Source organism: Streptomyces sp. B15, from assembly GCF_018070605.1.
In the GTDB taxonomy this organism is placed as follows: Bacteria; Actinomycetota; Actinomycetes; order Streptomycetales; family Streptomycetaceae; genus Streptomyces; species Streptomyces smyrnaeus.
On record NZ_JAGPXJ010000096.1, the window covers coordinates 1 to 20567 of the forward strand.

Here is a 20567-nt window from a genome sequence, read left to right on the forward strand (position 1 = left end):
CCCACAGACGCGAGCGGATCAAGGTGATCCTGTGCGGGGGAGCCGTCACCGCGGGGCTGCTGGCGTCCTGCACCGTGCTGCCGAGCGGCGCGCCGGGCTCCGGCCCCGGCCGCGGGGAGCATCCCGAGGGCACACCACCGCCGTCCGCCTCCGCCGCGCCGGTCGCCTCCGCCGACCCCTTGGTGGGCGCGTTCCTCGGCTCCGGTGACGAGGGCGTGCGCCGTATCCGCGGTATGGAGCGCTGGCTGGGCGGCACCCGGCTGCGAGCCGGACACACCTACCTGCCCGGCCGCCTGTGGTCCGACATCGAGGGCGACCCCGGCCTCCTGGAGCCGTGGGCGCGCTGGCGGCGTGCGGACCCCGACCGGCTGCTGGTGCTGAACGTGCCGATGGCGGCCCGCAACGAGGCCCGGATGTCGGACCGGCGGGTGCGCGCGCTGCTGCGCGAAGGCGCGGCCGGACACTTCGACGGCCACTACCGCACACTGGCCGAGCGGCTGGTACGGCAGCGGCTCGCGGACACCGTCCTGGTGCTCGGCTGGGAGATGAACGGCACCACCTACACGCACCGCTGCGGTCCCGACCCGGCGGCGTGGAAGGCCTACTGGCGCCGCATCGTGACCATCATGCGCTCCGTGCCGGGCCAGCGGTTCCGCTTCGACTTCGCGCCCAGCCGGGGCAGGGACGTGATCCCCTGGCCCCGCTGCTACCCGGGCGACGACGTGGTCGACGTACTCGGCATGGACGCCTACGACCAGCCCGCCGGGATGCCCTTCGAGGAGCAGGTGCGCGAACCGTACGGGCTGCGGGCGCACATCGAGTTCGCAGCCCGGCACCGCAAGCCCGTCTCCTACCCGGAGTGGGGGCTCTTCCGCAACGGGGACAACGCGGAGTACGTCCGCGGGATGCTCGCCTGGATGGACCGGTACAAGCCGCTCTACCAGACGATCAGCGACTACTGCCCGCACGGTGTGTGGCGCTGCCACCGGAACCCGACCTCCTCGGCCACCTACCGGATGGCGCTGTTCGCCGAGCCCCGACCGCCGAAACCACCCCGGCAGTCCGGGCAGCCCCGTCCGGGGCGACCGAGCCGGCCGCCCGCGACGCCGCCCCGGCCCTGGTGGGAACGGTGCTGGAACGTCGGCGGCCACTGCGTACGCCTCGACTGGCTGCGCCTGTGGGCCGGATAGCCGCCGTCCCGACCGGGCGCAATGCTGCTCCCGGCACCCCGGCCGGGTCCTCACCCGCGGCCGGGCCCGGTGCTGTGCCGCTCTCACGCCGTCACCGCGGTGCCCGCACACCGGTTGCCCGGCCCAGCAGCGCACGGACGGCGGCGGTGCCCGGCCGCTCGCGCAGCGCGCCCGCCGCCAGGTCGCGGGCCGCCGCCTGCGCGGCGAGCAGTCCCAGCGCCGGGGCGAGCTCCCGACGTGCCAGCAGATAGCGCCGGTTGACGGCGGTCACCGGGCGCCAGCGCAGCTTGTACGGCTCCGTACCGCGCAGCAGACTCAGCGTGCCCCGCCCGGTGGCGGCCGCGTAGTGGGCGTCGTGCCGCAGCAGCATGGTCGCGATGTCCACCCGCTGCGCACGCAGCCCGGGATCGGCCCCGTACAGATAGCCGCACACCAGGTCGGGCGAGGTGAAGGCGACATCGCAGGCGGCGACCCGCCCGCCGATCCGGTACTCGGTCACCGTGGCGTCGCCACCGGCCACCAGAGCCGCCGTTGCGCGCACCAGATGAGCCGCGAAACGGGAGCGCAGATGCTCGGGGGTGACCCTCCGGCCGCGCCACTGCCGCTCGTGCAGCCGCAGCATGGTCCGCACCGCCTCGGGCACCCGCTCGGCCGGCACCTCGTAGGCCTCGATGCCGAGTTCGTCGATCCGGCGCAGCTTGCGCCGGGTGCGTTTGGCCCCGGCGGGTGCCAGACGGGCCAGCATCTCGTCCATGGGGATGCCGGGCAGCTCCAGGCAGACCGAGTCGGCCAGACATCTGCTGACCCCCGGCCAGGCCGCGTAGAGCCGTTCGGCGGCGCCGCCGGGACGTACCTGACGCAGATCGAGCACGGCGCTGCGCGAGGCCGTGTGGAGGGCTCGCGCCAGCCCACCGGCCGCCCGCGGGCAGCTGTCGTCCAGCAGTACGTCCTGGTAGTCGGAGATGGAGCCGCCGAGGCCGACCAGCGTGGGCAGCGGCCGGTGCACGAGCATCAGTGGTGCGGCGGCGACCAGCCGGCCGTTCTCCCGGACCAGGACGAGGCGCAACCTGCCCCGGCGCCCGTAGGACATCCACCACGACCACAGCCAGGCGTGGCTCTGGAACGGGGTCGCGGACCGGTTGCGGGAGCGCAGCGCCTCCCAGTCGGCGGCCAGTGCGGCGAACTGCTCCTCCGCGCGGCACAGTGTCGCGGTCAGCCGGACGGGCGGCTGCCCGCAGGCGTCCCCCTGCCCGCCGCGCCACGGCGACAGGACGGGGCCGGCGAGCCTGCGGCGGGTGGACGGCGGCAGCGGTGAGGTCATCGGGCGTCCTCCAACTCGGCCGTCCGCGGCCCCGCCTGCGCCGGGCGGTCGGCCGCTGCCGCCGTCCCGTCGCCGGAAGCGGGCAGCGGCACCGCTGCCGCGGCGGTCGCCGCGCGCCGCTGCGGGCGTGCCAGCAGCGCCAGTCCACCGAGCAGTCCACCGGCGCTCACCCCCACCGCCACGGCGATCGGCAGCGAGGGGGACACCGGCCCCTGGGAGGGAGCGGCGCGCGAGACGACGGTCAGCCGGACGCCGGTCTTCTCGGCCGACTTGTGTGCCGTGCCGGTGAGGGCGCGGGCGACGGCGTCGGCGTAGTCGGCCGCGTCCTGGGCCCGAGGCGCGCTGCCGGTGATCCGCACCATCGGCGCGTCGGGTGAGGCGCCCGCGCGCACCCGGGATCTGAGCGCCCCGCGCGGCAGCCCTGTACGGGTCTCGGCAGCGCTCAGCACGAACGCGTCCGTGGCGATCTTCCCGTACGCCTGCGCGTAGCCGAGCGCCGACGCCGCATCGGCGCGCGGTCCGGGGGAGACGAGGACGTAGCTGGTGGCCTCGTACCGCGGTTCCGCGACGGTCGCGTACCCCGCCCCTCCCAGCGCGCCCAGCACCGCGCACAGCGGCAGCGGCCACCACCGGGGCGCCCGGCGCGGTCCGCGTGCCGTCGCCGATGTCGGGGCGGGAGCCGGCACCGTGCCGGTGGCGGCCTCCTGATCCGCGCTCTTGGAGGTCCGCGCGTTCCGGCGGGCCGTCGTGTGCTCGAAGGCCGGTGCCGCCTTTCCCGGTGCGGCCTTGGACATGGAACTCACCTCGATGTCAGGGGACTGTCATGGGCTGGGGGCGACGGCACAGCGCCTGCGGCCTTCGGGCCGGACCCGGCGCCGCGCGGGCAGGTGCCGAGCGCCGAGCGGTACACCCGCGCCAGCCGCTCCGCGCAGTGGACGATGTCGTAGCGGCGGACCACGGGGGGAACCGGCAGCCGCAGCGGTCCGGCAGCCCGCACCGCCCGCAACGCGTCCGCCTGCCCGGAAGGTCCCGCGAACCGGCGTGCGCCCGGGGCCTGTTCGTGCGGCAGTTCCTCGATCGCCGGGCAGGCCGCGTACAGCACCGGCAGCCCGGCGGCGAGCGCTTCGAGTGCGGCCAGCCCGAAGGACTCCTCCTCGGACGGCGACACGAACACGTCTGCGGCTGCCAGCACCCCGGGCACATCCGGCGCTTCCGCGGTACGGTCGGGGCCACCTCCGAGCCCGCCCGCACACTCCCCCAGCAGCAGCACCCGGTCCGCCACGCCCCGTGCGGCGGCGCGGGCGCGCAGCGCGGGGCGCTCGGGGCCGTCACCCGCCAGCAGCAACCGCGCGCCGGGCACCTCGGCGACGGCGTCGACCAGCGTGTCGAAGCGTTTGCCCGCGACCAGCCGGCCGACCCCGGCCACTACGAAGGCGTCGGGTGCCAGGTCCAGCCGTTGCCGTACGGCGTCGCGGACGGCGGGGTCGAAGCGGAAGCGGGCGGCGTCGATGCCGTTGGGCACCGTGCACAGCCGCGCCTCGGGGACGCCCCAGCGGCGCAGCCGGTCGGCGACCGTGCCGGAGACGGCGACGGTCGTGGTGCCGAGCCGCTCGGTGGCCAGTTGCAGAGCGCGGACCGCGGGGGTGAGGGGCCGGCCTTCCAGCAGATGCTCGCCCAGCGAGTGCTCGGTGGCCACCACCGTGCGCACCCCGGCCAGCCGCGCGGCGATCCTGCCGTAGACGCAGGCCCGGTACAGATGGGTGTGCACCAGGTCGTAGCCGCCCGCGCGCACCAGCCGCACCAGCCGGGGCAGTGCCGACAGGTCGCGGTTGCCCGCCATGCCCAGATGGGTCACCCGGGTGCCGTCGGCGCTGATGCCCTCGGCCACGGCGCCCGGCGTGGTGAGGGTGACGACCTCGCCGTGTACGGAGTGGGCGGGCAAGTGGCGCAGCAGCAGCCGCAGTTGCTCCTCAGCGCCGCCGACGCCGAGCCCGGTGATGATGTGCAGCACCCTCATCGGCGCACCCCGTCCACCAGGGCGGACTCTCCGGGCGTCGGCAGGTCGGGCAGCGGCCTGCGGCGCAGTGGATGCAGCACCTTCTTCAGATACAGCCGCACGGAGGTGTCCCGCGCCCCGATGTGGACACGCGGCAGCGCGTGCACCCCGGTGAGCGGGCCGGGGTCGATGGCGCAGGCGTATGTGTAACCGGCAGCGCGCACCGCGTCGACGGCCCTGCTGTCGAGCGTCCCGTACGGATAGCAGAACCCGGCCGGTGCCGTTCCGGTGAGCTGTGCCAGCAGCGTGCGGCTGTGCGCCGTCTCGCGCTCCAGGGTCGTGTCGTCGGCCTTGGTCAGGTCGGCGTGGAGCAGTCCGTGCGAGCCGACCTCCATACCCGCCGCGGCCAGCGCCCGGATGCCGTCGGCGTCCAGGAGTCGTTTGCGCGGGCCCAGTTCGTCCCAGGCGTTGTCGCCGCCGAGCCGTCCGGGCAGCACGAAGGCGGTCGCGGTGCACCGGTAGCGGCGCAGCAGCGGCACGGCAGCGGTCAGGAAGTCGGCGTAGCCGTCGTCGAAGGTGAGCCCCACCAGTCCGCCGTCCCGCCCGGCGGCGCGGGCCCGCAGCAGCTCTCCCGCACTCACCCCTCTCAGCCCCCGGTCGCGCAGCCAGCGCAACTGCCGCTCCAGCCGCGCCGGTGAGACGGTGATGCGGTACGGGTCGTCGGCGCACTCGGCGACCGAGTGGTACATCAGCAGCCATGGAACTCGGCCGCGGGTCTCAGCGCGCATGCTGGATCCTCCGTTTGGCGGTGGCGAACAGGTGCGGCAGCTCCGGCGCTCCCACGAGCAGTCCGACGGCCAGGAAGGTGACCAGCACGACGACTCCTCCCACGACCGCACCGGCCAGGGGTACGGGGAACAGCCCCGCGGCGGCCCAGCCCGCGACGGCGGCCACCCCTGCCGCCACCAGCAGCCGCAGCAGCCCGGACGCCACCTGGGGCACATCGATGGCCACCACCCGGGCGCCGAGCCCGTGCAGCAGCAGCGCCGCGGTGGTGGTGATGCCCAGGGCGTTGGCCGCGGCGATGCCCCCGACGCCCCAGCCGCCCGCCGCCGGCACCCCGGCGCCCACCGTCACGGCGAGCCCCGCGCCCATCGCGGCGGCCGGGTACCAGGGCGGGCGGCGCCCCGAGAAGAACGGGCGGACCAGTGCGCCGACCATGCTGTGCCCCAGCAGACCGCAGCTGTAGACCCGCATCACGGCGGCGGTGGCCGCGGTGTCCGGCGCCTCGAAGGCGCCGCGCTCGAAGAGCAGCCCGACGATCTGCGGTGCGCAGGCGACCACGTACGCGGCGCCCAGGAGCACCACCAGCCCCGCCAGCGCCAGATCGCGCTCCACCCGCCGCCGGGCCGCCGCGGCGTCGCCGTCGGCCATGGCACGCGCCACGACGGGGAACGTGACGGTGCACACCATCAAGGAGAGCACCATCGGCAACTGGGCCACCTTCTGCGCGTAGTTGAGATGCGAGATGGCACCGGCGGGCAGGGAGGAGGCCACGAAGCGCTCGAAGAACACCTGCGCCTGCCGGCTCACCGCGAACGTGGCGACCGGCGCCAGCACCCCGACACCGACGAGCGTGCCGGTGCGCGCGTGCTCGCGTACCGCACGCGCGGCTCGCCCGGCCCGGGCCCGTAGGAAGCCCTCGGTCCGGGCGCGGAGCCGGGTCACGAACGCGGGCAGTTGGACGAGCACCATCAGCACCCCGCCCACCGCGACCCCGAGCGCGGCGGCCCGTACGCCCCACAGGTCGTGCCCGGCGAACATCACCGCGATGATCCCGGTGTTGTAGGCGAGATAGATCGCGGCGGGCGCCACGAAGTGCCGGTGCGCACGCAGCGCCGCGCTGAAGTACCCGGCGAGGCCGAAGGTCAGCACCGTCAGAGCGGTCAGCCGCAGACAGTCGACCGCGGTGCCCGCGTCGGGCAGGCCGGGCGCCAGCACACGTACGACGTACGGCGCGCTCAGCGCCAGCAGCCCGGCGGCGCAGGCCAGCAGCAGCGCCAGCCGGGGCAGCGTGGCCGCCATCAACGCCCGTACGGGGTCGGTCCCGTCCGCCTCCGTCCCGCCGGCCCTTGCGGCCGCTCTGCGGGAGAGGGCGAGGCTGAAGGCGGGTACGAGGACCAGTGCCATGGCGTCCTCGATCAGCAGGGTCGCGGCCAGTTCGGGCACGGTCCAGGCGACGAGGAACGCGTCGGTGCCGGCGTCCGCGCCGAACAGCTGGGCGATGGCCTGGTCCCGCAGCAGCCCGAACAGCGACCCGGCGGCCGTCAGCCCGGCGGTGACGGCCGCGGCCCGGGCCAGGGACCGGCCGAGCCGCGTCGACTCCTCGCCGGCGCCGTCCGGTGGCCTGCCCGGCGCGGGTTCCGGCCGCCGGTCCGGGGCGGGCTCCGGTTGCCTGCCCGGCGCGGGCTCCAGCTGCCTGTCCGGGGCGGACTCCGGTCGCCGGTCCGGCGGTGTCGGTGGGCCGCCCGCCGGGGGAGGGACCGGTCGCAGGGCAGCGGGGCGAAGGCGGGTCACCGGGCGGGGCTCCTGTCCGGCTCTCGCACGGGGCCGAGCCGCCGGTCGGTGTGCAGCCCGGCCGTCTCCGCCCCGGCGTCCGGCGACAGCGCCCACCAGGCGGCCACTCCCAGCACCAGTGCGGTCAGCACGGTCGAAGGGCCGCCGATGTCCCCGTACAGGAAGTCCACGCACTGCCACACCAGCAGGCCGGTGGCCACCGCACCGCAGTCGACCGCGCGCCGGGTGAAGCCGCCGCGCCGGGCGTCCCGCAGCCGCCGCAGCCCGCACACCAGCAGCGCGCCCCAGGAGCCGACGAGCGCCACCGTGCCCACCAGGCCCTGCTCGCTGAGGACGAGCAGATACATGTTGTGCGGTGACAGCAGCGGCTCCCGCTGGAAGGGCACTCCCGCGCCCGCCGTGTCGCTGCCGGACGACAGCTCCAACGCCGCGTGCGCGTCGCGGTGCTCGGGGAACCCCTTGGGGCCGACACCGGTGGCGGGGGACTCCCGCCAGATGTCCGCGGCCGCGCCCCACAGGGTGTACCGGTCCGTCACGGAGCGGTCCGGCGAGTCGGAGACCTCCGTGATGCTGCGGGCCCGCTGGGTCAACTCCTGGGTCGCCACGCCCAATCCACCCACCAGCACCACACCTGTGGCCAGCACGGCGGCCAGCGCGCACACCGTCGTACGGACCCCGCGCAGCGCGAGCAGCAGCAGACACGCCGACGCCGTCGCGATCCAGGCGCCACGGCTGTAGGAGAGGGCCAGCGGCACGACGAGCGCGACGGTGCAGCCCAGCGCGCAGGGGCGCAGCCACCGGCCGGCGCCCTGGGGCGGATTGAGCCCGCACGCCAGTGCCGTCACCAGCCCGTACGAGACGGCCGTGGCCATGCCCATCACGTCCAGCGCACCGAAGGTGCCCACCGCGCGGACGTGTTCGCCCTGGTAGGAGGCGCCGGTACCGGTGCAGGCCTGCACGACGCCGACGCCGCCCTCGATCAGCGCCAGCAGTACCACCGCCCCGCACACCAGCCGGGCGTCGCGCGCGTCCCGCAGCGACAGCAGCACCGCGCCCGGGACCAGGACGAACAGCTGGAGGTAGCGCACAAAGCCCGGAAAGCTCGCCGCGGGGTCGGCCGAGGCGGCGGTCGTCACGGCGAAGGCCGTCGCGGGGGCGCCCAGCACCAGCACGGCGAGCGGCGTCAGCGCGCGTGGCGCGGGTCGCCCGGTCGCCCGCCGAGGGGGACTGCGGCGCAGCAGCCGGACCGCGCACCAGACCACCAGCACGCCCGAGCACACATCCGCGGGGGTCACTCCGGGAAGCGCACCCGGACCGGCGCTGCCCGCCGGGACGCACAGCAGCAGCACCGTCACCACGACGGGTACCGCGGGCCCGCGCGCGGCGAGGTGGGACAGCCCGAGGGACAGCGCGCTCCGGCCCGGCCGCGAGGGCGGCGGCGCGGTGCCCTCGGCCACCGCGCTCACCTTCCCTCCAGCCGGAAGAGGGAGGTGGCGGTGCGGCAGATGATCCGCACGTCCTGCCACAGCGACCAGGTCTCGATGTAGTGGTTGTCGAACCGGGCCCGCTCCGCGATGGAGGTGTCGCCGCGCAGCCCGTGGATCTGCGCCAGTCCGGTGATGCCGACAGGGGCGCGGTGCCGCTGCGCGTAGCCCGCGTGGAGCCTGCTGAACCGGCGTACGAAGTAGGGGCGTTCCGGACGCGGCCCCACCAGGCTCATGTCGCCCCGCAGTACGTTCCACAGCTGCGGCAGCTCGTCCAGCGAGGTGCGGCGCAGCAGTCTGCCGACGCGGCTCGTACGCCCGTCTCCCGCGACGGTCCACCGGGTCGCCGACTCGTGTGCGTCGGTGGGGCGTACGGTGCGGAACTTCAGCAGGGTGAACGGGCGCCCGTCCTGTCCGATGCGCTCCTGCCGGAAGAGCACATGGGGGCCGTCCAGCAGCCGCACCGCCACAGCGCAACCGGCCATCACCGGTGCCGCCAGCAGCAGTGCCGGGGCCACGAGTGCGATGTCCAGCAGCCGCTTGCGCCGGCCGGTGCGCGGCCGTGGGCACTCCAATTGCAGCCGACGGCAGGAGAAGCCCCAAAGGTGCGTGTCGGTCATCTGCTCGCGGCCCGGGAGGGCGTGTCCCCCGTGTGCGCCCAGCGAGCAGCCGGGCCGTACCAGCCAGCCGGTCACCCCGCGCTCGCCCAGCAGCACGGCCAGCGCCGCGGTGTGCGGGTCCTCCCAGGGCGACCGTACGAAGACGGCGTCCCGCACCCGGAAGCGGGTGACATCCCGCGCCACCTCCTCCAAGGTGGTGGCGACGGGCAACTGCGACCGTTCGGCGGTGTCATCTCCCGGTCCCGGGGCCTCCGGCGCGTCCGGCGCGTTCGGGGTGCCGTCCGGGCGGGCGGGGCCGGCTGTCGCGGTCCGGCCCGGCTCGACCAGTGCCACGGGCCGTAGTCCGTACCGCGAGCGTGTCGCGAGCGCGGCGGTCACCGCCTGCGCCGTCTCGCCCTGCCCCACGACCAGAGCCGCACGCGGTCTGCTCCGTCCCCGGCGGCGGCGCACCGCGTGCACCAGCGCGCGGAACGCGCACACCAGTACGGCGTTGGCGGCGATACCGGCGAGCAGACCGCTGAGGCTCACCGTCCCGGTGCGGTCGCAGGCGGCGAGCACGGTGACGCCGACGCACCAGGCGATGACCACCCGCCCGCTGAGTGCCGGGAGTTCGTCGAGCGCCCGGGAGTCCAGCCCGGGCCGGTACAGACCCGCTCGCGCACACAGGGCCGCCAGGCTCGTGCAGGCGGCGGCCTGCAGCAGCGGCGCCCCGGCCGCCCCCGCGCAGGCCAGTACGGCGATTGCGGTGCCCGCCACATCGGCGGCGGCCAGCGACAGGGCCGCCCGGGGGCGTCGCGCCGCGCACCGGGCCGGCGGCATCGGCACCGGGGTGCGTGCCGACGGCAGCGAGAGGGCCGGGGCCTGTCCGCCGGCTGCGGTCCGCCCGTCAGCTTCGCCGCCCGCGCCGGACACCGGGCGAGGGACGACGGGAGCGGCACGGACGGGGCGCCGTGCGGGAGTTCCGGCCGGTCCCGCGGCGCTGTGCGGGCCCTGGGCGCCGGCCGAGCTGTCCGTGGTCATCGCATACCTGCCCATTCCGCGGCCGGGACGGTCACCTTCGTCCCGCGCTCCCATAGCACTTCCCGGTAGAGCTCCAGCACGGCCGCCGCCGTGGCTCGCATGTCGAACCGGTCGCGTACGTGTGCGACGGCCGCCCCGGCCAACTCCGCGCGCAGCCGGGGATCGAGCGCGAGCCGTGCCACCGCGTCCGCGAGCGCTTCCGGGGCGGCCGGCGGCACCAGGCAGCCGGCCTCCTGGCCTGGTGGCAGCAGTTCGCGGGACCCGGCGACATCGCTGACGACCACCGGGCTGCCGCACGCCATCGCCTCCAGCGGGGTCAGTGCCATGCCCTCCCACAGGGAGGGCAGCACCACCAGGTCGGCGGCGGCGTACCAGTCGCCCACCGCCTCGCTGGCGCCCGCGAACACCACTCCCGGCGGAGCGGCGCGGCGCAGCGGCTCCCGGTCGGGGCCGTCTCCGACGAGCACCAGCCGGGCGTCCGGAACCCGTGCCGCGATCCGCGGCCAGGCGGCCAGCAGCGTGCGTTGGCCCTTCTGCTCGCACAGCCGTCCGACGCACACCACCAGCACCGCCGAGGGCGGCAGGTCCCGCACGGCGGCCGGCGGCAGCTTGCCGAGTGCCGCGAGCCGCCTCGCGCGCCGGTCCGTCTCCCGCGCCTCGGGGGCGGCGAAGCGTGCGGTGTCGACGCCGTTGTGCACCACGGCCCACCGGGCGTGGACACCGGCTGCCGTGCCGGTGTCCCGTTCGGCCCGGCTCACGCACAGCACCCTGTCGGCCCATCGGGCCGCATACCGCTCCCAGGCGCGGGCCAGCCGCGCGGTGTGCCCCGTCGCGGCCTCGAAGGACCAGGCGTGCGGCTGGTAGACGGTGGGCAGCCTGCCGCGCACCGCCAGGCGTGCGGCGAGTCCCGCCTTGGCGCTGTGCGCGTGCACCAGGTCCGGGCGTACGGCCCGGAGCAGGCGTCGTACGCCGTACACCTCGGCCGCCACACCCACTCCGGGCTCCCGGACGGCGGACCAGCGCGCCGTCCGTGCGCCCGCCGCGGACGCCGCGTGCGCCAGCCGGCCGCCGTCGGGGCAGGCCACGACGGTGTGCAGACCGGCGACCGTCTGGGCCGCGGCGAGATCGGTGACGACGCGGGCCACACCGCCCTCGACGGGCTGGGCGAGGTGCAGGACGGTCATCCGCCCCCGTGGCTCGCTGCCGTACCGAGCTGTGCGCTGTGCCGGCAATTCAGGCATGGACGACTCCGCCTCCCGAGATGAAGCAGAGTGACCTTGACAAAATCCGACTGTCGAACCTGAGCGGCGCGCCGGTTATCTTCTGGTTTTCACCGACTGGTCCCACGCGTGGCGGGTGCGACGCCGGCACATCCCCGTGAGCGTTCGGACCATGGGGCCGCGGGCCCGCACCCGGTTGACTGGGCGCACAGCCCGGCCGACCGAGAGCGCGGGCACCACGGAGAGGGGGAGGGTGTGCGAGTGCTACAAGGGGTGACTCTGATGGGGGCCGTGCTGCTGACCGGGTTGAGCGCGGGCCTCTACTACGGGTTCGCCTGTGCGGTCCTCCCGGGGCTGCGGCGCGCCGGGGACCGGACGTTCGTGGAGGGCATGCAACGCATCAACACGGCCATCCTCAACGGCTGGTTCCTGCTGCTGTTCGCGGGTTCGCTGCTGCTGATCGTCGCCACCGGGGCACTGCAGCTGTGGGGTGGCGGCAGCAGGGGCGCTGTGTGGTGGGTGGGCGCGGCGGCCGTGCTGTACGTGGCCGTCCTGGTGATCACCATGGCGTTCAACGTGCCGCTCAACGACGCGCTCGACGCGGGCGGGCTGCCGGACAGCGCCGAAGGACTGGCCGCGCTGCGCGAGCGCTTCGAGAGCGCATGGCACCGATGGAACATCGTCCGCACCGTCTGCAACACGGCCGCCTTCGGATGCCTGGCCTGGGCGCTGGTGCGGTACGGGAACGGGGGCTGAGCGGACCGATGTCCATACGGTAGTACCGCCCGATGTCCGTACCACCCGATGTGCGTACCGCACGGCGCTTCCGCTGTCGGACCGGGAGGCGGGGAACCTGCTCGTCCGGTCCGATCGCCCTCCTGCTCGACCGCTACGTGCCGCGGCGGCCGAACCGCAGCGCCCTGGCCAGCACGTCCAGCGCCTCGTCGGCCCACCCGATGGCGTCCAGACCGGAGGTGACGTTGGCCGGCGGGCGGTTGATGAGGGTGTCACGGCGCATCAGCCGGGTGAAGTCCACCCGCACCGGGCCGGTGCGCGGCCGGCCTCCGTAGGAGGTACGGAACTCCACGCCCGCCCGCCGCATCACCTCGATCAGCTCCTGGGCGAGGATGCCGTAGGCGACCGTCGTCGGATGCACACCGTCCAGCGAGAACAGCCCGCCGTCGCTGCGCCGGTCGCCGTCGCTCAGCAGGAACCGCGAGTTGGGCACCGGATCGAGCCCCGCCAACTCGCGGGGGAGCGGATACGGCGTCCACCAGTCGGGCCGCGCCGCCTCGTCCTCGAAGTAGCGGCGGCAGGCCAGCCGGTCCAGCAGCCCGGCGGCGTCCAGCAGATACCAGTCCCGCCCGGCCTGCCGCGCCCCGCGCACCACCTCGGCCATCGCGTCGTTGTACTGGTCGATCGCCGCGTCCACCGCGCGGGCCTGCTCCGCGGTCAGATGGGGATCGCGCTCCGGATCGAAGGCCCTGTCGCTGATCCAGGGGCGGGTGTAGTACGGGAAGTAGCGCGAGCCGGGCTCCAGCTTGCCGCGCACGCCCCGGGCGATCGGCGCGATGGTGACATGCGGGACGGTGCACCAGATCACGTGCCGGGCCCTGATCCGCTCCACCGCGTCCGCCAGCTGCCGCAGTTCGGCCGCGAAGTGCTCGGGCCGCCACACCGTGAAGCGCGCCTTCTCGCGCAGGTCGTCGTAGCCCTCCTCGCTCCAGACGACCTTGAGCTCGATGACGGAGGAGAGCGCGTTGTTGGCGCCGAGGAAGACGATCAGCGTCTCGATGCCGTGCTCCGGGTCCGCCTCCCGCTCACCGTCCTCGGTGGCCTCGCCGTGCCGGGTGCCGCCCGTCTGCTCGCCCAGTGCGGCAGCCGCCGTCACCTGGGTGAGCGCCCCGGCGGCCGGCGGCCGGGTGGGAAGGGTGCGCAGTGCCGCACGCTCACCCGGGCTGCCGACCACCTGCCGCACCAGATCGTCGTGCGGAGCGTCGATCATCTCGCGGCAGACGTCGGCCGACTTGTCCAGCGCGTCCCGCAGGTCCCAGCCGAAGACGGCCAGATTGTGGTTGATGGCCTCCTCGGCCACCGGAGCGCAGCCGGCGCCACGCTCCCAGTAGTCCTCCACCTTGTCCATGAAGCGGCGGGCCCGGAAGAGCGCCGAGGGGGTGTCCCACCAGTCGATGGCCCGGCCGCAGTGGTCCTCGATGTCGCGCAGCAGCATCTCCAGGTTGAGGGGGAGCCCGCCGCAGCCCTCGAAGGAGGGATGGCGGAAGTGCTCGGCCCAGCCCAGCTCGTGCGCGATGATCGCCGGGTACGACAGCTGTGTCTGGAAGGCGGCGCAGCTTTGGAAGCCCTGGGTCAGGGAGTCGCCGATGGTCACCAGCCGGTTGCGTGGCTCGCCGCGCCAGGAGGTGGGGACGGGGATGCCCAGGGTCGGATCGGTGTAGGGCGCCCCCGGATCGGTGCGCCCGGTGGCGGCCCGGGGCGCGGCGGTGGGGGTCGGCGTGGTGGGGGCCGGTGCGGAGAGAGGTTCCGGTGCGGAGGGGGGTTCCGGTGCCGTCATGTCACGCCCCGATCTGCCGCTGCGGGGGCTGCCGGTCGGGCTGCGCACTCCGGTGCGGCTGTGTCCGGTGGGTTCGCTGTCCCACCAGCACAGCTCGGGACCGGGCGGCAGGCCAGAGCCGCGACGGCGAACTACGTGCGAACTACGTCCGGTCTACGCCGATCGCGTGGCGCGGGTAAGCAACAGGCGCCACAATGAGGGGGCGGAACACCGGCAGTCACTCCACCAACTCGCTTCCCCGGGGCCCGAGTTTGCGGGATCATCGCTCGCGGCATTCAGGACTAGACCACTACTGTGCGCAGCCCGGTGGTGGCCTTACACGGGGATTGGGTGAACCGCATGACCGAGATCCAGGAAAAGCCGGACACCAGTGATCGCACCACCGAAACCCGGCTGGCCGTCGCCGTACACGTCGAGGCCGAACTGCTCCGCCTCGGGCTCCAGGCGATGCTGCCGGAACTGACCGTCGTCGAAAGCGCCGAACAGTTCACGCACCCCGTCGCACTCGAACGGGCTCTGGCCGAGGCCAGGTTCGACGTCCTGATCCTCGCCAGCTCGCACAGCGCACCGGCCCCCGTCGGTCGACTCCGCCACACCCACCCGGGACTGCGCACCCTCGTCTTGCTCGATCCCGCGGACGCCGAATCCGACTCGGCGCTCGCCCGGCTGCCCGCCGACGGCTATCTGCTGCGCGAGGAGCTGACGGCGGCGACCCTGGACCGGGCGCTGCGGCAACTCGCCGCCGACGAGATGCCGATGCCGCTGCGGCTGGGGCGCCAACTCCTCAGTCACGCGGGCGAGTCGGCGCATCTGCTGCCCGCCCGCACGGTGCGGTTGACGGCCCGCGAGCAGGAAGTGCTGGCCCACCTCGTGGCCGGCCTCAGCAACAAACAGATCGCCCGGCATCTGCGGATCTCCGAGCACGGCGTCAAGCGGCTGGTGAGCAGTGTGCTGCTCAAACTCGGCGCCGCGAACCGTACGGCTGCCGTGGTCACCGCGATCAAGCTGGGCCTCATCGACTGACCCGGTCGCCGCGCGGCCTGCGCGGCTGAGGTCTACCGCCTGCGGCCTGCCGTCAGAGGCCGGGGCCGGCGGTCCGAGCAGTGCGCAGGGCACGGCTCCCACCCTGCGTCCGCACACGCTTCCGCGGCCGGCGGGCCATTGGGCCCGACGGCGGGTGGCGCGGAGCGGAACCGGAAGGCGTTCGGCCGGGCGGTGGGCGGCCGACCCTGCCCGGCCGTTCGGCGTGCCGTGCCCTGACCACCAGAGCTACCCGATCGGCCACCCCCGATCGCTCAGCTCAGTGTGGGCGGTCGTCCGGGGCTGTCGGCGGTCCGAAGCGGAGAGCAGGATGAGCCCGCGATCGGCGCCGAACACCCCGGTGGTGGCCGTCGATCGAGCGCCAGGGGCTCACCCCGTGCGGCGGAAACACCTTCGTCCCCCTGCCGAGAGGACCGACCCCATGAGCTGGAGGCACCAGGACCCCGCCACTCTCGCGGACGCCGCCGTCAGCAGTGTCGCCCTCGTCGCCGATCCGTTCGCGCAGTCGGCTGCTCCCGGCTTCTGGACCTGGTCCCGCGACGCCCACCGGGCCGTCAAGGATGCGGTGCTGGCCGTCCCCGACGAACACGTCCGCACCCTGGCCGAGACCGTGGGGAAGGATCCCGCCGACATCGAGGCCTGCCGCCGGTTGACGGTGCTGCTGACCGACCGGCTCGCGCAGGCCGGCGACGAGCCGGAGACCGAGCGCCTCGCCGCCCTGGTCGGGGAGGCGGAGACCCGCTCCCGGCTGCGGATGCAGACCGGCACCGAGCGGCCCGCCGGGCTCGGCGCCCCCGACGCCGCCCAGATCCTGCGTACCTGCAGGCCCGCGGCCAAGCCGACCGGGCCCGTGGACGCGGCTTTGGTGATCCCCTTCCGGGAGCGCGGCGAGGAGGGTGAGCGCACCCGCAACCTGGCCGCCGTACTGCACGCCCTCAACGACCAGAGCCATCCGCGCGACCGCTACCGCGTCGTCGTGGTGGAGGCCGACTCCCGGCCGCGCTGGGAGAGTCTGTACGGCCCTTGGTGCGACACCTATCTGTTCGCGGAGAACGGCGGCCCGTTCAACTACTCGTGGACCATCAACGCGGGCGTGGTGCACGGTGCGCGCCCGGCCGAGCTGATCTGTGTGCTGGAAGCCGACATCCTCGTCGACCGCGGCTTCGTCGAGCGTGCCGTCGAACGGTTCCGGGTACCGGGCACCCAGGCGCACTGGCCGTTCGAGGACATGCTGTACCTCGATGCCGCCTCCAGCCATCAGGCCGTCACCGAGCGCTGCCTGGAGCAGCGCCCGGCCGTGGACAGGGACGCGCTGCGCGGCGTGTTCCTGCGCCGTACCCCGGGCGCCTGCGTATGGCTGCGGGAGAACCTCTTCACCCGGATCGGCGGCTACGACGAGCGGTTCACCGCCGGCTGGGGCGGCGCCGACAACGACTTCACCTGGCGGGCCGACCTGCACGGCGGGCTGGACCGCCACCGCGACCGCATGGTCCACCTGCACCACGCGCGCGCCACCGACTGGTTCGACGCCGAGGGCGCGGGGGCCGGAGCCTACGAGACGTTCCCCTGGTGCACCTGGCCGCCGGACTCCGAGATCGGTGATCTGACGAAGTTCCGCTCCCGGCAGCCGCGCTGAGCGGGCCTTCCGCGTCGAGCGCAGAAACCCTCGAGAAACAGGGGAAGACACCCATGGAACCTGTGGTCGGCATCGGCCCGGTCTCGCGCTGTACCGTCGACGCGGCACTCACCGTCGCCCGGCGCACCCGCACCCCGCTCATGCTCATCCCCAGCCGCCGCCAGGTGGACGCGGCCGAGTTCGGCGGCGGCTACCTGGGCTGGACGACGCAGGAGTTCGCCGGCCACGTCAAGGGTCACGACCCGGACGGGCTGCTGCTGCTGTGCCGTGACCACGGCGGCCCCTGGATGCACACCGCCGAGGCGGACATCACCGAGCCCGCCGAGGCGCTCGACTCGTGCGTCCGCTCCTTCGCCGCCGACCTCGACGCCGGTTTCGGACTGCTGCACATCGACACCTCCGAAGGCCGCCCCGGCACCGGCCCGGTGCCCGCGCAGACCGCCGCCGCGCGCCTCGTGGAGCTGTACGCGCGCTGCCACGACGAGGCCCGGGCGCGCGGTGCCGACGTCGCCTACGAGATCGGCTTCGAGCCGCAGGACGTGTCCACCAACGACCCCGACGAGTTCAAGGCCGCCCTGCGCCTGGTGCTGGAGGGCATCGAGGCGGCCGGTGCGCCCCGGCCCCGCTACGTGGTGGCGCAGACCGGCACCAAGGTCGCCGAGCTGCGCAACGTCGGCCGCTTCCACGAGCCGCGGGCCCGCGACGAGACGCTGCGCCAGGTGTCCACCCTGGCCGCCACCTGCCACCAGGAAGGCGTCCGGCTCAAGGCGCACAACTGCGACTACCTCACCACCGAGGAGACGGCGCTGCTGCTGCGTGCCGGGGTGGACGCGTTCAACGTCGCGCCGGAGTACGGCGTCGCCGAGACCCGCGCCCTGCTGCGCGTCCTGGACGAGATGGCGCTGCACCGTGCCAAGGAGGACTTCCTGCGGCTGGCCTACGACAGCGGCAAGTGGCGCAAGTGGATGCTGGACCCGACGACCGCGACCGATGTCGAGCGCGCCGTCATCGCCGGCCACTACGTCTTCCGTACCGAGGAGGGGCTGCGCATCCGCGAGGAGGCCGCCCGTGCCCTCGACGCGCGGGGCAGGCCGCCCTTGGAGGCGGTGCTGCGGGACGCGGTGGCCGAGCGCATCGAGTCCGCGCTGCGGGCCGTGGAACGGGCCGGCGGACAGGCCGCCGACCGGGTGGACGGGCAGCCCGTCGAGCGGGCCGCCGAGGGGGCCCGGTGAGCGCTCCCATGACCGACGTCTACGCACCCGGCACGCTGCAGGAGGCCGTCGACCGGATTCTGCGCGTCCCCGACCGGCACCGTACGTTCGCCAAGGACGCCGCCTTCGCCGCGGAGACCTGGGCCATCGGCCCGGCTCTGCTCGAAGCCCTCCTCGACCACGGGCTGCCGCACCGGGGCGAGGGGGAGCAGCGCCGCTTCGAGCGCACCGACCTGCACAACATCAGCACCTATCTGAACCTGCCCTCGCCCTACTTCCAGGCCCTCACCCGCAAGGCACAGGCCATGGACGAGGTGGCCCGCAAGGGCGAGCGGCACCTCCACGAGCTGGAGCTGCGCGCTTCGTGCGCCGATCCGGGCCATCCGGGGGAGTGCGCCTTCACCCCCGTACCCGGACTGGGCGAGCACAGCGAACCCGGCAGTCTGCGCGAGTCCTCGCCCGGCGTGTTCACGGTGCGGGCCCAACTGCCGTCCAACACCCGTGTCCTCGACGAGGACCGTTCCGACCTGCTCTCGCTCGTCGCCGACTGGGAGCTGTACGTCCTTCCCGACGGGGTCATCGAGGACGAGGGCTTCTCCCGCGAGACCCGGCTGGCCAACTGTCTGATTCCGACCCGGCTGCTGCTGCGGGAGGCTGAGCTGCGCGGCATCCGGGCCCGGCACGGCGCCGGGCTGCTGGTCGCACCGCCGTTCACCACGCTGCACCACTGGGTGGAGTTCGAGCTGGACGGCGCGTGGGTCCCGGCCGACCCCGTGCTGCTGACCGCGTTCTCGCGCTGGGGTATGACCGACGCCGCCGAATGGCCGTACAACCGCTCGGTCGCGGGCATCGTCTGGCACCTGCTGACCTGGCCGCCCGAGGTGTTCTTCCCCGTCGTACGCGACCACGGCGGCCAGGCGCCGCTGCACATCTCGGCGCACTAGCCACCCTGCCGGACCACCCGGCGTACCACCCACCCTCATGGAAGGACCGCACATGGGCAGCCCCACCACCGACGTCGGCTTCACCGCCATCAGCGAGCCCGAGGGCGACACCGGGGCCCACGAGGCCCACCCGGCCCGGGAAGTGGCCCCAGGCGTACGGGTCATCGAGTTCGCCGACACCAAGAAGGTCGTCAAGCTGTGGGGCCAGGAGCGCTGGCTGCACGAGGAGGAGCCCGACGGCCCCTACGGCTTCAAGTTCATCCGGATCAAGGCGGGCCACCGCACCTCCCTCCAGTACCACGAGCACAAGCGGGAGAGCTATTTCATCCTGGAGGGCGAGGCGGTGATGCACTACCGCGAGACCCGCGACGGCGAGACCCTGCGACTGCCGATGCCCGCCGGGACGCTCGCGCACGTCGACCCGGGGGCGGTGCACCGGGTGGAGGGCGTCACCGACATCGTGCTGGTGGAGGTCTCCACCTACGACGACGGCTCGGACAACGTCCGCCTGGAGGACGACTACGGCCGGGGCGACGGCCGGATAGACGACGAGCACGGCGAGCGCTGATGGGCGGCTCCGGTGGGTTCCGGGTGCCCAAGTACCGCTACCCCGCCCAGTTCGAGGGCGGTGAGCGGGAGCTGCTGTCCCGGATCGAGGAACTGCTGCTGCGCGGCGGCTATGTGCTGGGCCAGGAGGTCGCCGAGTTCGAAGGGAGACTGGCCGGCTATCTGGGCGCGGCACACGCCGTCGGCGTCAACTCCGGTACGGACGCGCTGATCCTGACGCTCGACGCGCTCGGGATCGGGCCGGGCGACGAGGTCGTCACCGTCGCCAACTCCTTCCACGCCACCGCGCAGGCCATCGCCCGGCGCGGCGCCACCCCCGTGTATGTGGACTGCCGCGACGACGATTTCCTGATGGACCTCGACCAGCTCCCGGCCGCTTTCACCGAGCGCACCCGCGCCGTCATCCTCGTCCACATGTTCGGCAAAGCGGCGGACGTGCCCCGCGCCCGGCGCCTCGCGCACGACGCCGGCGTCACCCTCATCGAGGACTGCGCCCAGGCCATCGGGGCCCGCAGCCACGGTGTGCGGGTCGGCACCGCCTCCGCCGCGGGCTGCTGGAGCTTCGCACCGTCCAAGAATCTGGCCGCGGCCGGCGACGCCGGAGCGATCAGCGTCCAGGACGGCGAACTGGCCGAACGGCTGCGACTGCTACGGCACTTCGGACAGCCGCACCAGAACCGGCACGAGATCCTCGGCTACAACTCCCGCCTCGACACCCTCCAGGCCCTGGTCCTGCTGCACAAGCTCGACCGGCTCGACGCCTGGAACGCCCGCCGCGCCGAGGCCGCCGCCACCTACCGCGAGCGGCTGGCCGGGCTCCCGCTGCGCTTCCAGCACCCCGGGGAGGAAGGCGAGCACGTCTACCACCTCTTCCAGGTGCGCGCCCGGAGCGAACAGGAGCGCGACGGACTGCTGGAGCACCTGATCGCCTCCGGCATCGACGCCGTCGTCCGCTACCCGGTTCCCCTGCCGCACCAGCCGGCGCTGGCCTCACCCGCCGCACAGCGCCATCCCTGCCCGGTCGCTCAGGAGCTGTCCCGGCAGACCCTCTGCCTGCCCATCCGGCCCGACCTGGACGCACGGGAGATCGGCCAGGTGTCCGACGCGGTCACCGGCTACTTCACCTCCAGGGCGGGTCGAGGGCCCAGCAGATGAACAGGGTCAGATG

Annotated in this window: 17 protein-coding genes; 8 read left to right on the top strand and 9 right to left on the bottom strand. The window is 74.2% G+C overall.

The features are described from left to right. The first annotated feature begins 17 nt into the window (after positions 1-17). Positions 18-1190, top strand: a complete 1173-nt coding sequence (locus KBY19_RS30225) for a glycosyl hydrolase (protein WP_307843668.1) — start codon at positions 18-20, stop codon at positions 1188-1190. A 91-nt stretch (positions 1191-1281) separates the two neighbouring features. Here KBY19_RS30225 and KBY19_RS30230 read toward each other — a convergent pair whose 3' ends face one another. Genes KBY19_RS30230 through KBY19_RS30265 form a run of 8 tightly spaced genes read right to left on the bottom strand, consistent with a single transcriptional unit; the run spans position 1282 to position 11449 of the window. Continuing rightward, a complete protein-coding gene (locus KBY19_RS30230; protein ID WP_099885463.1) occupies positions 1282-2511 on the bottom strand; it encodes a GNAT family N-acetyltransferase in 1230 nt (409 codons plus the stop codon). Further along, positions 2508-3305, bottom strand: a complete 798-nt coding sequence (locus KBY19_RS30235; protein ID WP_247691580.1) for a hypothetical protein — start codon at positions 3303-3305, stop codon at positions 2508-2510. Before KBY19_RS30235 ends, KBY19_RS30230 begins: the two co-directional genes overlap by 4 nt. 5 nt (positions 3306-3310) lie before the next feature. Further along, positions 3311-4528, bottom strand: coding sequence for a glycosyltransferase (locus tag KBY19_RS30240; protein WP_210967125.1), 1218 nt, complete (start codon positions 4526-4528; stop codon positions 3311-3313). After that, entirely contained in the window at positions 4525-5295 is a 771-nt protein-coding gene (locus KBY19_RS30245; protein WP_185018648.1) for a polysaccharide deacetylase family protein, read from the bottom strand. Before KBY19_RS30245 ends, KBY19_RS30240 begins: the two co-directional genes overlap by 4 nt. Next, a complete protein-coding gene (locus KBY19_RS30250; RefSeq protein WP_307843666.1) occupies positions 5285-7084 on the bottom strand; it encodes a lipid II flippase MurJ in 1800 nt (599 codons plus the stop codon). The genes KBY19_RS30245 and KBY19_RS30250 overlap by 11 nt, the downstream gene beginning before the upstream one ends. After that, a complete protein-coding gene (locus tag KBY19_RS30255; RefSeq protein ID WP_247691583.1) occupies positions 7081-8493 on the bottom strand; it encodes an O-antigen ligase in 1413 nt (470 codons plus the stop codon). The genes KBY19_RS30250 and KBY19_RS30255 overlap by 4 nt, the downstream gene beginning before the upstream one ends. A gap of 53 nt (positions 8494-8546) precedes the next feature. Beyond that, positions 8547-10208 carry an exopolysaccharide biosynthesis polyprenyl glycosylphosphotransferase gene (locus tag KBY19_RS30260; RefSeq protein ID WP_099885467.1) on the bottom strand — a complete coding sequence of 554 codons (1662 nt, stop codon included), beginning with the start codon at positions 10206-10208 and terminating at the stop codon, positions 8547-8549. Further along, positions 10205-11449 carry a glycosyltransferase gene (locus tag KBY19_RS30265; RefSeq protein ID WP_099885468.1) on the bottom strand — a complete coding sequence of 415 codons (1245 nt, stop codon included), beginning with the start codon at positions 11447-11449 and terminating at the stop codon, positions 10205-10207. Before KBY19_RS30265 ends, KBY19_RS30260 begins: the two co-directional genes overlap by 4 nt. 261 nt (positions 11450-11710) lie before the next feature. On the opposite strand from KBY19_RS30265, the gene KBY19_RS30270 reads away from it, so the two are divergent. Next, the gene (locus tag KBY19_RS30270) at positions 11711-12184 is read left to right on the top strand and encodes a DUF1772 domain-containing protein (protein WP_099886939.1); all 474 of its coding nucleotides are present in this window, start codon (positions 11711-11713) and stop codon (positions 12182-12184) included. 133 nt (positions 12185-12317) lie between these two features. On the opposite strand, the gene KBY19_RS30275 is transcribed toward KBY19_RS30270, so the two are convergent. Next, positions 12318-14000, bottom strand: coding sequence for a hypothetical protein (locus KBY19_RS30275; RefSeq protein ID WP_210967127.1), 1683 nt, complete (start codon positions 13998-14000; stop codon positions 12318-12320). Positions 14001-14339: 339 nt separating this feature from the next. Between KBY19_RS30275 and KBY19_RS30280 the strand changes: the two genes are divergently transcribed. The 6 genes from KBY19_RS30280 to KBY19_RS30305 all read left to right on the top strand — a co-directional run bounded on the left by KBY19_RS30280 (position 14340) and on the right by KBY19_RS30305 (position 20554). Further along, positions 14340-15023, top strand: coding sequence for a response regulator transcription factor (locus tag KBY19_RS30280; RefSeq protein WP_210967128.1), 684 nt, complete (start codon positions 14340-14342; stop codon positions 15021-15023). Positions 15024-15462: 439 nt separating this feature from the next. Then, entirely contained in the window at positions 15463-16677 is a 1215-nt protein-coding gene (locus KBY19_RS30285; RefSeq protein ID WP_099885471.1) for a glycosyltransferase family 2 protein, read from the top strand. A 53-nt stretch (positions 16678-16730) separates the two neighbouring features. Then, the gene (locus KBY19_RS30290) at positions 16731-17909 is read left to right on the top strand and encodes a class II D-tagatose-bisphosphate aldolase, non-catalytic subunit (protein WP_210967129.1); all 1179 of its coding nucleotides are present in this window, start codon (positions 16731-16733) and stop codon (positions 17907-17909) included. After that, entirely contained in the window at positions 17906-18832 is a 927-nt protein-coding gene (locus tag KBY19_RS30295) for a hypothetical protein (RefSeq protein ID WP_210967130.1), read from the top strand. Before KBY19_RS30290 ends, KBY19_RS30295 begins: the two co-directional genes overlap by 4 nt. 52 nt (positions 18833-18884) lie before the next feature. Beyond that, positions 18885-19400, top strand: a complete 516-nt coding sequence (locus KBY19_RS30300; protein ID WP_099885474.1) for a cupin domain-containing protein — start codon at positions 18885-18887, stop codon at positions 19398-19400. After that, entirely contained in the window at positions 19400-20554 is a 1155-nt protein-coding gene (locus KBY19_RS30305) for a DegT/DnrJ/EryC1/StrS aminotransferase family protein (protein ID WP_210967131.1), read from the top strand. Before KBY19_RS30300 ends, KBY19_RS30305 begins: the two co-directional genes overlap by 1 nt. Positions 20555-20567: the final 13 nt, after the last annotated feature.